The sequence below is a fragment of the Vibrio sp. 10N.261.45.E2 genome (assembly GCF_002875705.1).
GTDB lineage: Bacteria > Pseudomonadota > Gammaproteobacteria > Enterobacterales > Vibrionaceae > Vibrio.
The window spans coordinates 53,263-67,819 of the sequence record NZ_MCZZ01000105.1; the positions used below are offsets into that span (position 1 = coordinate 53,263).

Sequence of the window (14,557 nt, forward strand, 5' to 3'; positions counted from 1 at the left end):
GACTAGGTTTTGAAGCCCAAAAACAGAAAAAGCCACCCGAAGGTGGCTTTTTAATTACATAGGCTGTTACGCCCTATAAGCGAGAATTACGCTTGTGGACGCATTGCCGGGAACAAGATCACGTCACGGATTGTGTGCGTGTTTGTAAATAGCATAGCTAGACGGTCGATACCGATACCTTGACCCGCTGTTGGTGGTAGGCCGTGCTCTAGTGCAGTAATGTAGTCTGCATCGTAGTACATCGCTTCGTCATCACCCGCGTCTTTCGCGTTAACTTGAGCTTTGAAACGCTCGTCTTGGTCTTGAGCATCGTTAAGCTCAGAGAAACCATTCGCTACTTCACGGCCACCGATGAAGAACTCAAAACGGTCTGTGAAGAACGGGTTGTCATCGCTACGACGTGCTAGAGGAGAGATGTCCGCTGGGTAGCCAGTGATGAACGTTGGTTGAATTAACTGAGGCTCAGCCGTTTCACCAAAGATCTCTTCAAGAAGCTGACCACATGTCCAGAACGTTTCTACGTCTACGTGTACAGATTTAGCGATAGCTACCATCTTCTCACGGTCTTGTAGGTCTGCTTCTGTTAGCGCTTGAATCTCAGCGTGCTCAGGGTTGTAGTGCTTGATAGCATCGAACATGCTCATACGCGCGTACTTACCACCAAACTCTACTGTTTCGTCACCGTAAGGCATAGAAGTAGAACCAAGAACGTCCATAGCCGCTGTGCTTAGCATCTCTTCAGTCAGGTCCATCAGGTCTTTGTAGTCAGAGTACGCTTGGTAGAATTCCATCATTGTGAATTCTGGGTTGTGACGTGGAGATAGACCTTCGTTACGGAAGTTACGGTTGATCTCGAATACACGGTCAAAACCACCAACCACTAGACGCTTAAGGTAAAGCTCAGGTGCAACACGTAGGTACATGTCGATGTCTAATGCATTGTGGTGAGTGATAAATGGACGTGCAGTTGCACCTCCCGGGATCACGTGCATCATTGGCGTTTCAACTTCTAGGTAGCCTTTAGCGCTCATGAAGTTACGGATTGAAGATACAAGCTTAGAACGCACGATGAATGCATTGCGAGAGTCTTCGTTCACGATTAGGTCAACGTAACGCTGACGGTAACGCATCTCTTGGTCAGTTAGGCCGTGGAACTTTTCTGGTAGAGGACGAAGTGCTTTAGTCAGCAGTTCAAACTCTTCCATGTTCACGTAAAGGTCGCCTTTACCTGATTTGTGAAGCGCACCTTTAACACCGATGATGTCACCGATATCTAGACCTTGGTACTTCTCTTTCAGTACTTTTTGTACGTCTTTCGCTGCGTATGCTTGGATACGACCAGAAGTTTCTTGAATCGCAAGGAATGGACCACGTTTCGCCATAACACGACCAGCGATCGCAACGATGTGGTTAAGCTCTTCTAGCTCTTCCTTAGTCTTCTCACCGAATTCCGCTTGAAGATCGCCAGCTAGGTGCTCACGACGGAAGTCATTTGGGTGACCATTTGCTTTGCAGTTTTGGCGGATGTGATCCAGCTTGCTACGGCGCTCAGCAATAAGTTTATTTTCTTCAGGTGAAGAAGCTTCTTGTACGTTTTCGTTTTGAACAGCATCAGTCATTAGAGATGTACCCTGCTTTTATAATTTGGACCGCTATATCTTTGCAAATATAGGCATTTTTACAAATATACTTGGTTAGCTTATAGACCTGATTTCAGGCTAGCTTCAATAAATTTGTCTAAGTCACCGTCAAGAACCGCTTGAGTATTACGGTTTTCGATGCCGGTGCGTAAATCTTTGATACGAGAATCATCCAGTACGTAAGAGCGGATCTGACTGCCCCAACCGATGTCTGATTTCGTTTCTTCGCTCGCCTGTTTTTCAGCATTTTGTTTTTGAATCTCAAGTTCAAAAAGCTTAGCACGTAGCTGCTTCATCGCTTGATCTTTGTTCTTATGCTGCGAACGGTCATTCTGACATTGAACCACTGTGTTGGTTGGAACGTGAGTAATACGTACCGCCGATTCAGTGGTGTTTACGTGCTGACCACCAGCGCCCGAGGCACGGTATACGTCAATACGTAAGTCAGAAGGATTAATGTCGATCGTAATGTTGTCATCAATCTCTGGATAGATAAACGCAGATGCAAATGAAGTATGACGACGACCACTTGAATCAAATGGTGACTTACGAACTAGACGGTGAACACCTGTCTCTGTGCGTAACCAACCGTAAGCGTACTCACCAGAAATACGTACTGTCGCGCCTTTAAGGCCGGCAACATCACCATCAGACACTTCGATAACTTCAGTTTTGAAGCCTTTCGAATCTGCCCAACGTAAGTACATACGCAACATCATTGAAGTCCAGTCTTGAGCTTCTGTACCGCCCGAGCCTGACTGCAGATCGATGTAGCAATCTGATGCATCGTGATCACCAGAGAACATACGACGGAATTCCAGTTTCTCTAGCTTAGCTTCAAGCTCGGCTAGTTCTGGTTCAATTTCATCGAACGTTTCTTGATCTTCTTCTTCAACCGCTAGCTCTAGCAGGCCATCAACATCCTCAACACCTTGGTCAAGTTGGTCGATCGTTTCTACTACCGCTTCCAATGCAGAACGTTCTTTACCTAGCGCTTGAGCACGCTCAGGTTCGTTCCATACATCCGGTTGTTCTAATTCTGCGTTTACTTCTTCTAGACGCTCTTGTTTAGCGTCATAGTCAAAGATACCCCCTCAGGATATTTGTGCGCTCAGACACATCCTGCAGACGGTTTTTTATAGGATTGATTTCAAACATTTTAGCTCATCATTTATGAGTAGAATTTAACCGAAGAATTGTACTCAAAAGTGTGACGGAGATACAGAATTTTTTAGAGTGCCGAACCAAGATTCAACAACTTAATGGGATATAAAATTGACAGGCAGAAAAAACACGTAAAATTTGTAAGGGCAGGAAGGAAAACAAGCCCTGTTTTTGAACAGAGCTTGTTGAATTTGGCGCTATATGATGAGCATTATTAAGCCCAAAATAACTATTTGGCTTCGATATGATCAATCATCAGCTGCAACGATTGGTTGCCGCGAAATTCGTTGATATCGAGCTTAAATGCAAGGTGAACGGTTTTCACGGAGGCATCAGGCCAGCGACGTAAATCGACATTAAAGGCAATACCGTCAATCATCACATTGGTTGGGTGGCCTTTGTACAACGGCTCGAGCATCAGTTTCAGGTGTTTTTCACCCACTAGCTTTTGGTGCAGCACTTTAAACTCACCGTCGAAGATGGGCTCAGGGAAAGCTTGCCCCCACGGGCCACCAGCACGCAGCGTTTCAGCAGTGTGCATCGAGAACTCTTCAGGTAACAGCTCACCATCAGACAAAATAATGCCCTTAAGTGCTGTTTCTCCAAGTTCATTCTTCACGACATCATTGAATAGTTTGCTGAAGCGTTCAAAGTCCTTTTCCATGATGGTTAAGCCAGCCGCCATTGCGTGGCCGCCAAACTTAAGAATCAAACCTGGATTTTGCGTATCAATTCGGTCTAAAGCATCACGCATGTGTAAACCCGGAATTGAGCGGCAAGAACCTTTGATACTGCCTTCCCCACCATCAGCAAACGCAATCACAGGGCGGTGGTATTTGTCTTTGATACGCGAAGCCAAGATGCCAATGACACCTTGGTGCCAATCACGTTGAAATAACGCTAACCCCGAAGGCAGATCGTCTTTACCAAACTCAAGGCGCTCACAAAAAGCCATCGCCTCTTGCTTCATGCCTTCTTCGATCTCTTTACGCGTTTGGTTCAAGCCATCCAGCTCACTAGCCATTCGACGCGCGGCATGGATATTGTTGCTCATTAGCAGCTCAACACCAAAAGACATGTCATCCAGTCGGCCGGCCGCATTAATACGAGGGCCAAGTGCAAAACCAAAATCAGACGCCACCAAACGCTTAGGGTCCCGCTTAGCAATTTCGATCAAGGCTTGAATACCCGGACGAGCTTTACCCGCACGAATACGTTGTAAACCTTGATGTACCAAGATGCGGTTGTTCTCATCAAGAGGAACCACGTCGGCAACCGTACCTAGCGCCACAAGGTCAATCAACTCCATCAGCTTAGGCTCGGTCATGCCACGTCCTGCAAACCAATTCAGTTTACGCATGTGAACACACAGCGCCATCATCAGGTAGAACGCGACGCCAACACCCGCTAGGGCTTTAGACGGAAAAGCACAGCTCTCAAGGTTTGGGTTCACCATCGCATCAACCATTGGCAGTTCATTGCCCGGTAAGTGATGGTCGGTAACCAGAACTTCTAGTCCTTTCTCTTTGGCAAAGCGCACACCTTCGATCGAGGAGACACCATTATCAACCGTCATGATCACTTCAGCACCAAGCTCGATTGCCTGTTCGACAACCTCAGGGCTCAAGCCATAACCATCTTCAAAACGGTTTGGTACCAGATAGTCAACGTTAGAGCTGCCGAGCATACGTAACGCTAAAACAGACAACGCCGAGCTGGTCGCGCCATCGGCATCAAAATCACCAACAATGATGATGCGTTTTTGCTGCTGAATCGCTTTGAACAACAACTCAACCGCAGCATCAATGCCGCCCAGTTTTTGATAAGAGTGCAAGCCTTTCGCTGCTGTCTCTAGTTGATCGGCACTGTCGATTCCACGACTCACATAAATTCGCTTTAACAAGTCAGGTAAGTGAGCAGGTAAGACTGAAATGTCGACCTCAGGACGGCGTTGGATCTCTATCATATGAAAATGGGCCCGATATCAATCAGGCCACTCCTTAAATCAAAAACATAGGGGAAATTGGCAATACAGAAAACGAGATTATTGCTCTAAACGTTGAAGAAGTTGTGCTGGCGGTAAGTAACCACTCACCAACTCACCACTTGCTAGCACGATAGCTGGTGTTCCATTGATGCCAAGCTCTCGACCCAATTGGTATTGTTTAACAATGATCTGCTTTTGCTCTGCTAGGTCTTTACCAGACGCTGGCATTTGACGGTTTACTTTAGCGTCGTGCATAGCTGTTTTTGGATCATCAGATGCCCAGATTGCAGCCATTTGATCGGCAACTTGTCCTGTCGCACCTTGACGTGGGTAAGCCATGTAACGAACCGTGATACCTAAGTCGTTGTAGCCTTGCATTTGGCTGTGCAGACGAACACAGTAGCCACACGTAATGTCAGTAAATACCGTCACAACATACTTTTCGTTATCGGCTTTATATTCGATAACCGTATCCGACATCGCCGCAACTTTTTCAGCATTCAACGGAGCTTGACGCTCAGCCAAAACATCACTGAACTTACCGTTGTCATCCAAAGAGTAAAGTGTACCGGCTAGAAAGTGATCGCCCTCTGGAGAAGAAAAGATAATACCGCTGTTGGTTTGAACTTCTAAAAGACCATCGATATCCGAAGGAACAATCTTATCGACTTTAATACCGATTTTTTCAAAACGCTTAGTTAACGCTGCAGTATCAATAGCTTGAGCTGGAGCAGCTTCTACGGCTGTTGATGTTGTTTCTACTTTCGCTTCTGATGCATTACATGCAGTAATCATGAGAGGAAGCGCTAATAGAGGAAGACGGCGTAATACGCTCATTAAGTTCACCTTAAAAATAAATGGATTTAAGCACGTGGGTGATGCTGCGCGTGAATTTGCTTCAGCCTTTCAGTCGCCACATGAGTATAAATTTGGGTTGTCGATAAGTCACTATGCCCAAGCAACATCTGTACGACCCTGAGATCTGCCCCATAGTTCAGTAAATGAGTCGCAAAAGCGTGTCTCAATACGTGTGGTGACAATAATTCAGTGTCGATACCTGCAATCACCGAGTAATGCTTAATACGGTACCAGAACGTCTGACGGGTCATTTGCTTGGCACGCTTACTCGGAAAAACCACATCAGAGCTGTTTTCACCAAGCAGCTGAGGGCGACCTTGTTCAATAAATGTCTCTATCCAATCGACAGCATTTTCGCCCATGGGTACCAAGCGTTCTTTGCCACCCTTACCAATAACACGCACCACGCCTTGTCTTAGGCTGATGTTTTCCATCGTCAAGCTAACGAGTTCTGTCACACGCAAACCGGTTGCATAGAGTAACTCAAGCATCGCCTTATCGCGAAGCTCAATCGGATCGTTCGGATCTGGCGCATCAAGTAAAGCATCAACCTGCTCTTCGCTTAAATCTTTTGGCAAGCGTTGCGGCAGCTTAGGGCTGATCAACAAAGCACTTGGATCATCACCTCTGATTTTTTCGCGGTGTAAGTATTGGAACAAGCGGCGAATCGCCGACAACATACGAGCACGAGAAGTCTGCTTAAAATCGGCGTCGGCTAACCAACCTTGATAATCCTGTAACCCTGAAAGGCTAATAAAATCGAGACGGTAATTATTCTTTTCCATCCACGTTAGAAGCTTAGACAAATCGGTTCGATACGAGACAAGCGTATTCTCTGATAACCCTCGCTCCATCCACATAGCATCTAAAAATTGCTCAACGAGACCGTGGTCTGCGCTCTGCCCTTGAGGCGACTGCATAGTGTTACTCACAATATTGGAAACTATTTTGAGAGTATGCCAGAGCAAATATGAATGCCATAAAAATTACGACTTGAGCGGATAATCGCTGCAATCGAACTCAATTTATGGTTAGAATTCGCCATCTGAAATTAAAATCGAACGTTTGCTATGAAAATTGGATTATTTTACGGCTCAACCACCTGCTACACAGAAATGGCAGCAGAGAAAATTCGCGGCATTATTGGTGAAGACCTAGTTGATATCCATAACGTGAAAGAAACCCCTCTTTCATTAATGGCGGACTACGACCTTTTATTACTAGGCATCTCGACTTGGGACTTTGGTGAAATCCAAGAAGATTGGAATGAGCTGTGGGAAGACATAGCAACCACGCCAATGAAAGGCAAGGTTGTGGCTCTGTTTGGTTTAGGTGACCAAGAAGGCTACGGCGAATGGTTCCTAGATGCGATGGGTCTATTGCATGATGAACTGAAAACCGCTGGTGCAGAGTTTGTTGGCTTCTGGCCAAATGATGACAGCTACGAATTCGAAGCGTCTAAAGCGTTAACGGAAGACCAATCTCAATTCGTTGGCTTGGCGCTTGATGAAGATTCACAATACGAGCTTAGCGACGAGCGTATCGCGAGCTGGGTTGAGCAAGTGCTGGTTGAATACAGCGAAAAGCTATAAGCGAATATTCGCTCTCGAAGACCTATTCATATAAAAACACACAGAATACAAAAAGGCCTCATTACTGCGAAGTAATGAGGCCTTTTCTATGTCTAGTGATTGTTTAATCTCAACGGAAAGATTAAATCGTCTCTTCAGCCATCTCTTGCTCTGTTGATTTACCAACGAAGAACATACAGATGATTGCAGCAGTTGTTGGAAGCAACCAACCCATACCGATCTCAAACAGTGGCAGCATCTTAAGTGCAGACACATCCACACCCGCTACTTTAGCGCCATCAATAAGAGCAAACATCAGTGACACTAATACCACTACGCGGTAAGCCGCTTTTGGATTAGGGAAACGGCTACGCAAGAATGTCAGAGCAACCAACGCGATAGCGACTGGGTACAGTGCAAACAACACTGGAACAGAAAGAGAAATCAGTTGAGAAAGGCCAACGTTCGCAACGGTTGCACAAGCTACACCGTTGATGATTACCCAAGTCTTGTAAGACAGAGGCGTTAGCGAGCTGAAGTAATCAGAACATGCTGACACTAGGCCAATCGCCGTTGTTAGACACGCTAATAGCACGATAACAGAAAGCACTAACTGACCAGAAGGACCAAACAAGGATTGAACGTATAGGCTTAAGATAGCGCCGCCATTGTCTGCACCCGCAGCTACTGTTGCACTTGTTGCGCCTAGGAAGAACAGAGAGATGTAAACGAACGCTAGACCCGCTGCAGCAATACAACCCGCGCTAATTAGGTACTTAGTCGTCGCAGCACGGTCAGTAATGCCCTTGCTACGAATCGCATCAACAATCAGCATACCAAACATCAAAGAAGCAAAAGTATCCATGGTGTTATAGCCTTCAAGGAAACCTTTAGTCAGTGGCTGAGTGATGTACTCACCGTGAGCCGCAAGAACATCGCCTTGAGGGTTAACGAATACAGCAATCGCCAGTACAACCAAACCAACGAATAGTACAGGAGTCAGTACCTTGCCAATCACGTCAATAAGCTTACCTTGCGACCAAGAGAAGAACATCGCCACTACAAAAAATGCAATCGAAAAGAGAGTTAGGTGAGCTTGAGAGGCATCGATGAAGAACGGTTTCACCGCCATCTCATAGGCAACAAGGCCAGTACGTGGTGCAGCAAATGCAGGACCGATAATGATAAAGATCAGCACAGCCATGATGGTTGCAGCTTGCTTTGGAAGATCTTTAGTTAAGTGACCCCAAGAACCACCCGCCACGGCAACAGCTACAATCGTGATTAACGGCAGACCAACGGCAGTCAGCAGAAAACCAGACATCGCTGGAAGAAAGTGGTCACCAGCCAATTGGCCAGCTAGAGGTGGGAAGATGATGTTACCCGCACCCAAGAAAAACGCAAAAAGCATAAAGCCCAATGCCATTATATCTGTTAGTTTTAGACTCTGTTTCACAGATAATCCTTAATTATATTTATGAATTTATGTTGTGCTTACATGAATGTTACAGCTCAAAGCTGCCAATCAATCTATAAAATAGTCGCGCATAATGACGAAACACTTGGCTAGCTGCAAGTCACCACACAAAAACACCATATAAATTTGCATATGAGATTAAAAAGCAGTGGATTCCACTAGATATGAAAAAATAGCCACAATTATAAACTAACCATAATTCACAACAATAGTTTCTAAAGCAGAACATTGATCCATACAAGCGGTTAACAATAGAGCTAATCACTTAAAATATCTCGATACTCAGAACATTAATGAAAGACAAAATCGTGCAGACTAAAAGCTTCAATTTTAAACAATTCTCAATTTACGGTGGACAAAGCGGTATGCCAGTCAGTACCGATGGCGTGCTACTTGGCGCGTGGGTATGCCTGCCACAAAGATCATGTGTACTCGATATTGGAACAGGGACAGGTCTGCTAGCCTTGATGGCAGCGCAGCGTTTTGAGGATGCATTAATCTCTGCGGTAGATATTGATCAACACGCCATTGATGCTGCCACAGTCAATATTGAACAGTCACCTTGGCAAGATCGCATCTCCCTTCATCACGGCAGCGTGTTAACGGCCGATTTTCCACAAAGATTTGATGCGATCATCTGTAACCCGCCCTACTTCAACTCAGGAGAACAAGCACAGCAAAGCCAAAGAGCGACCGCCAGACACACCGACAGCTTGGATCATCTAGCGCTTGCCCAGCGTTGTTTCGAGATAACCACTGAGACAGCCACCGCCAGTTTCATCCTGCCTACTCCTGAGGGAGAAGGCTTTATCAAGCTTGCCGAGCTATGTGGTTGGTATCTAGCAAAACGTCTGGACGTGAAAACGACGGACAAAAAGCCAGCAAGTCGAATTTTGTTTGAGTTATCTAAAGATCCTACTTGCAAGCAAGATTTGCAGCGCGAATCGCTTACCATTCACCACCAAGGTGGTTATAGCGAAGCATTTATTGCGCTCACGAAAGATTTTTATCTCAAGATGTAGCAAATACCATGTGATCCTAATCACTAATGCTTCTATAATGTCCGACTACTCTTTTTTATCGTCTGCTTTTTGAGGCAGAAACATTTATTGCTTGTGGAGAAACAACAGTGATCAGAACCTTTGCAGAACTCGATCTAAACCAAGAGCTGCTTAAAGCAATTGACGAAATGGGCTACGAACGTCCAACACAGATACAAGCTGAAGCAATCCCACAAGCGTTAGATGGAAGAGACGTTTTGGCTTCTGCGCCAACAGGTACTGGTAAGACAGCTTCATTTGTATTGCCAGCACTGCAATACCTACTGGATTTCCCACGTAAGAAATCTGGCCCTGCACGTATGCTTATCCTGACGCCAACGCGTGAGCTAGCAATGCAGATCACCGAACAAGCGCGTGAGCTTGCTAAATACACTAGCCTAAATATCTTTACGATCACGGGCGGTGTTATGTACCAAGAGCACGCTGATATCTTAAGCACAACTCAGGATATCGTAGTAGCAACACCGGGCCGTTTGATGGAATACATTGAAGGCGAGCGTTTTGACTGCCGTGCGATTGAATGGCTAGTTCTAGATGAAGCCGACCGCATGCTAGACATGGGCTTTGGACCTGTTGTTGACCGTCTGTCTGCAGAGTGTCGCTGGCGTAAACAAACTTTACTTTTCTCAGCAACGCTAGAAGGTAAAGGCATTGAAGGCTTCACTGAAGATCTACTAAACAACCCAGCGGAGATCGATGCGAAATCATCACTTCGTGAGCGTAAGAAGATCACTCAGTGGTACCACCGTGCAGACACAGCAGAGCACAAGCTGAACATCCTAAAGCACATCATCACAGAACAAGCTGAACGCAGCATCGTGTTCTTGAAGACGCGTGATCGTCTTGGTGATCTACGAGCTCAACTTGAAAGCGCGCAAATCCCATGTGCGTGGATCCAAGGTGAAATGCCTCAAGATCGTCGTAACAACGCAATTGCTCGTTTCCGTGACGGCTCTGTAAACGTACTACTAGCGACTGACGTTGCGGCTCGTGGTATCGACCTTCCAGACGTAAGCCACGTAATCAACTACGACATGCCACGTACGGCTGACGTATACCTACACCGTATCGGCCGTACTGCTCGTGCTGGTAAAAAAGGTAACGCGGTTTCTATCATTGAAGCGCACGATCAACTGATGATTGAGCGTGTGGCTCGTTACACCGACGAACCAATCAAAGAACGCTTCATCGAAGGCATGCGCCCTACGCATAAGAAAGCGGCGGTGACTAAGAAGAAGAAGCCGAAGAAAGAAGATAAAAAAGCGGTAGAGAAACAAAAAATCGCGAAAAAGAAAAAAATCGCGAAGAAAAAGAAAGCAGCAAAGAAGAAGTAATCTAGCACTTTCAACGATTCAATAAAAAAGCCCCATGCAGTTCGCTGCATGGGGCTTTTCTCTATCTGGTTGGTATCTCGCCATAGAGCGTGACGACCATTAATCAATAACGTCTAGTTTTGCTCTTCACGCTTGAAGACTAACTCTTTCGCGTTCGACTCTTCTTCAACGAAGTAGTAACCCGCCGTATCAAACTGAGTCAACGCCTCAACCGAGTTGATCTTGTTCTCGATAATGTAGCGAGCCATCATGCCACGCGCTTTCTTCGCATAGAAACTGATCACCTTGTATTGACCGTTCTTACAGTCTTTGAATACAGGGGTAATCACTTGGCCATCCAAGCTCTTCGGCTTCACAGCTTTAAAGTATTCGTTAGACGCTAGGTTGATCAACACATTGTCGCCTTGAGCACTCAACGCTTCATTTAGCTTGTCTGTGATGATGTTGCCCCAGAACTGATACAAGTTAGTACCACGAGCATTCGCTAAGCGTGTACCCATCTCAAGACGGTAAGGCTGCATCAAATCTAACGGCTTAAGCAAGCCATATAACCCAGAAAGCATGCGCAGGTGGTTTTGTGCGTAATCAAAATCTTCGTCCGATAGCGTCTCAGCGTCTAGGCCGGTGTATACATCGCCCTTAAAGGCTAGGATTGCTTGGCGTGCGTTGTCTTGGGTAAAGGTCTCACTCCACTGCTCAAAACGCGCTACGTTCAACCCTGCGATTTTATCGCTGACTTTCATCAGTGCAGAAATATCGACAGGCGTCAGCTTGCGGCACTCTTCAATCAGCTCAGCGGAGTGTTCAACAAACTCTGGCTGACTAAAGCGTTCCGTCGCTAATGGTGATTCGTAATCAAGTGTTTTGGCTGGAGAAACGACAACTAACATAACTTTACCCTAATCGGTTATCTAACTGGATGCAGCTAGAGTATAGAAAAAACATCAACTTGTCTTTATGACTCTTCCTATTACTTCAATAGACTGGATGAACCAAATAACAGACAAAGAAAAAGGCTAAGGTCGAAACCTTAGCCTTTCTAATCACTTTAGGATGAGCCGTTTAACGCTCTAACAAGATTATTTCTTGTTGTTGTCCCAAATACCGTCTTCCAGCTGAGACTTAAGCTCTGGGAAGTCATTCGAGTCGAACGTTGGTACTTTACCCGCGTCTAGTTGGCGGTTGTAATCTTTCGCTAGCTTAATCACGATGCCTGATAGCAGGATAATCGCTACCAAGTTAACAATCGCCATTAGGCCCATCGATACGTCAGCCAGTGCCCACACCGTTGGTAGAGTCGCTAGAGAACCGAACATAACCATACCCAGTACAACAATACGGAACAGCACTAGGCCTTTCTTGTTGTTGTGCTCAAGGAAGATAAGGTTCGTTTCAGCGTACGAGTAGTTTGCAATGATTGAAGTGAAAGCGAAGAAGAAAATCGCTACCGCTACAAAGATGCCGCCCCATTCGCCTACTTGTGCTGTTAGTGCACGTTGCGTTAGTTCGATACCCGTTACTTCACCGTGTGGTACATACTCACCAGACATCAGGATGATTGCTACTGTTGCTGAACAGATAACAATGGTATCCATGAACACGCCTAGCATTTGCACGTAACCTTGTGATGCCGGGTGCGGTGGGTAAGGCGTAGCAGAAGCTGCAGCGTTTGGCGCAGAACCCATACCCGCTTCGTTCGAGAACAAACCACGTTTGATGCCGTTAATCATCGCTTGTGCGATTGCGTAACCAAGGCCACCCGCTGCTGCTTCTTGCAGACCGAATGCGCTCTTGAAGATAAGAGCCAGTACATCAGGCACTTTCTCGATGTTCGCAAACATCACGTACATAGCAATCGCTAGGTAAGCCAATGCCATGATTGGAACGATGATTTCTGCCGTACGTGCAATCTTACGGATACCACCGAAGATAACGAATGCAGAGATGATCACGATACCAACGCCAACGTAGCTACGCTCAAGATCGAATGCTGTGTTCATTGCGCTTGCAATCGCGTTCGCTTGAACCGCGTTGAATACAAGACCGAATGCAATGATTAGGAAGATAGAGAACAGAACCCCCATCCAACGCATGCCTAGGCCTTTCTCCATGTAGTATGCAGGGCCGCCGCGGTAGTTACCGTCGTTATCACGCGTTTTGTATAGCTGTGCCAGTGTGCTTTCTGCAAACGATGTTGCCATACCTAGCATTGCGATTAGCCACATCCAGAAGATAGCACCAGGACCACCAGCGGTTAGTGCTACAGCAACACCTGCCATGTTACCCGTACCTACACGAGCAGCTAGACTAGTACAAAGAGCTTGGAAAGAAGAGATACCAGCACTGTCTGCTTTGCGGCTGTTCTTTAGAACGGAGAACATGTGGCCGAAATGGCGGAATTGAATGAAGCCTAGTCGTACGGTGAAGTAGATACCCACACCAACCAGTAAGTAAACTAAGATAGATCCCCAAAGGAGATCGTTCATCAAATTGATTAAGTCTGTCACGTGAACCTCGTAATTGAGTTTAAGCACCGATCATGCTTCCTAGCCTTCCTCTTAATCGCCTATGCCTCTGTCAATGTTGTGTCGGCACTCTTGTTATATTCTTGCAGCGATTGAGACTGTAAATGTCGCTTCATGCATCCATTTTACGTATCGGTGTATTTTTTGACGGGCGGATAATGCAGCGAGACGGCCTAAAAATCAATATGCAAATGCACTTATATTAAAATGACATTTCACTAATAACACACCTTTTGTTAACACAACTTTCAACAATTGAGCCTAATAAAAGCCACATTATCGGGACATAATATCAACAACAGCCACGGCATTACCTCAATGAAAACATCATCCTATAAAAATGACGTCAGCCTAGGTTTTACAAGGTATAGTGAAGATCTTCGTTTTTTCCTAGGTCGATAAGATCCCTATACCGCATGGCACCATGTGCACTTCAATGCACTATAGCCAAAACGCTATTCCATTCGCACAATGAATTAACATTCAATAACCCCCAATTTAATCGTTTACTTAGGTTTGTTTGCTTGTTTTTTGTACATAAAAATTCTCGCAATGTGTGAGCATGCATAAGAAAACAGAACAAAAGCTTCATGATTTTGAAACAAATGAGAAACAAATCAAAGTTATTGTAAACCTAAATATGATATTTAATGGTTCGTAAGAACTAGTCCCACGGAAGGAGATATGGCTTATGGATAGCTTTCAATTCGATGAAGTATCAGAACTAGAAATGCCTCGTGTAACTCAAAAATCACGCTCGAAACCACTTAAGCGTAAGTGGCGTGAAATCGAAGCCATCAACGATCGTAGACAGCTTGAAAAAGAGCTGAGAGAGATGAACCTAGGTCTTGATTTTAGCCTTGACGATATAAAGCTTTAATCAGCACGATAAGAAATCAGATAGCAAAAGGCACCTATTAAAGGTAATGCCGATCGTTTA

General features: G+C 45.5%; 12 protein-coding genes. 4 read left to right on the forward strand and 8 right to left on the reverse strand.

The features are described 5' to 3' along the window. Positions 1–86 precede the first annotated feature (86 nt). The 5 genes from lysS to xerD all read right to left on the reverse strand — a co-directional run bounded on the left by lysS (position 87) and on the right by xerD (position 6,569). Complete coding sequence (gene lysS, locus BCT34_RS06430) at positions 87–1,619, reverse strand: lysine--tRNA ligase (RefSeq protein WP_076655180.1); 1,533 nt, start codon at positions 1,617–1,619, stop codon at positions 87–89. Positions 1,620–1,699: 80 nt separating this feature from the next. Then, a protein-coding gene (gene prfB, locus BCT34_RS06435) for a peptide chain release factor 2 (protein WP_102300662.1) occupies positions 1,700–2,798 on the reverse strand; the annotation gives its coding sequence in 2 pieces (ribosomal slippage) (positions 1,700–2,722 and positions 2,724–2,798; 1,098 coding nt in all). Positions 2,799–3,033: 235 nt separating this feature from the next. Further along, entirely contained in the window at positions 3,034–4,770 is a 1,737-nt protein-coding gene (gene recJ, locus BCT34_RS06440; protein ID WP_076655186.1) for a single-stranded-DNA-specific exonuclease RecJ, read from the reverse strand. A 78-nt stretch (positions 4,771–4,848) separates the two neighbouring features. Continuing rightward, positions 4,849–5,628, reverse strand: coding sequence for a thioredoxin fold domain-containing protein (locus BCT34_RS06445; protein ID WP_076655189.1), 780 nt, complete (start codon positions 5,626–5,628; stop codon positions 4,849–4,851). A 26-nt stretch (positions 5,629–5,654) separates the two neighbouring features. Beyond that, on the reverse strand, positions 5,655–6,569 hold the full coding sequence (gene xerD / locus BCT34_RS06450) for a site-specific tyrosine recombinase XerD (protein ID WP_076655192.1): 915 nt from the start codon (positions 6,567–6,569) through the stop codon (positions 5,655–5,657). A 150-nt stretch (positions 6,570–6,719) separates the two neighbouring features. Here xerD and fldB point away from each other — a divergent pair, with 150 nt between their 5' ends. Continuing rightward, positions 6,720–7,241, forward strand: coding sequence for a flavodoxin FldB (fldB, locus tag BCT34_RS06455; protein WP_076655195.1), 522 nt, complete (start codon positions 6,720–6,722; stop codon positions 7,239–7,241). Between the two features lie 121 nt (positions 7,242–7,362). Here the strand turns inward: fldB and brnQ are convergent, their stop codons facing one another. Further along, positions 7,363–8,676 carry a branched-chain amino acid transport system II carrier protein gene (gene brnQ / locus BCT34_RS06460; protein WP_076655197.1) on the reverse strand — a complete coding sequence of 438 codons (1,314 nt, stop codon included), beginning with the start codon at positions 8,674–8,676 and terminating at the stop codon, positions 7,363–7,365. A 314-nt stretch (positions 8,677–8,990) separates the two neighbouring features. On the opposite strand from brnQ, the gene BCT34_RS06465 reads away from it, so the two are divergent. Continuing rightward, positions 8,991–9,719 (forward strand): methyltransferase, encoded by a 729-nt coding sequence (locus BCT34_RS06465; RefSeq protein WP_076655200.1) that lies wholly within the window; start codon positions 8,991–8,993, stop codon positions 9,717–9,719. 107 nt (positions 9,720–9,826) lie between these two features. Then, entirely contained in the window at positions 9,827–11,092 is a 1,266-nt protein-coding gene (srmB, locus tag BCT34_RS06470) for an ATP-dependent RNA helicase SrmB (protein WP_076655203.1), read from the forward strand. Positions 11,093–11,205: 113 nt separating this feature from the next. Here srmB and yaaA read toward each other — a convergent pair whose 3' ends face one another. After that, positions 11,206–11,982 (reverse strand): peroxide stress protein YaaA, encoded by a 777-nt coding sequence (yaaA, locus tag BCT34_RS06475; RefSeq protein WP_076655206.1) that lies wholly within the window; start codon positions 11,980–11,982, stop codon positions 11,206–11,208. Between the two features lie 189 nt (positions 11,983–12,171). After that, a complete protein-coding gene (locus BCT34_RS06480) occupies positions 12,172–13,599 on the reverse strand; it encodes a sodium:alanine symporter family protein (RefSeq protein WP_076655214.1) in 1,428 nt (475 codons plus the stop codon). Positions 13,600–14,308: 709 nt separating this feature from the next. Here BCT34_RS06480 and BCT34_RS06485 point away from each other — a divergent pair. After that, positions 14,309–14,497: a DUF3545 family protein gene (locus BCT34_RS06485; protein WP_017059319.1), complete on the forward strand. Its 189-nt coding sequence runs from the start codon at positions 14,309–14,311 to the stop codon at positions 14,495–14,497. Positions 14,498–14,557: the final 60 nt, after the last annotated feature.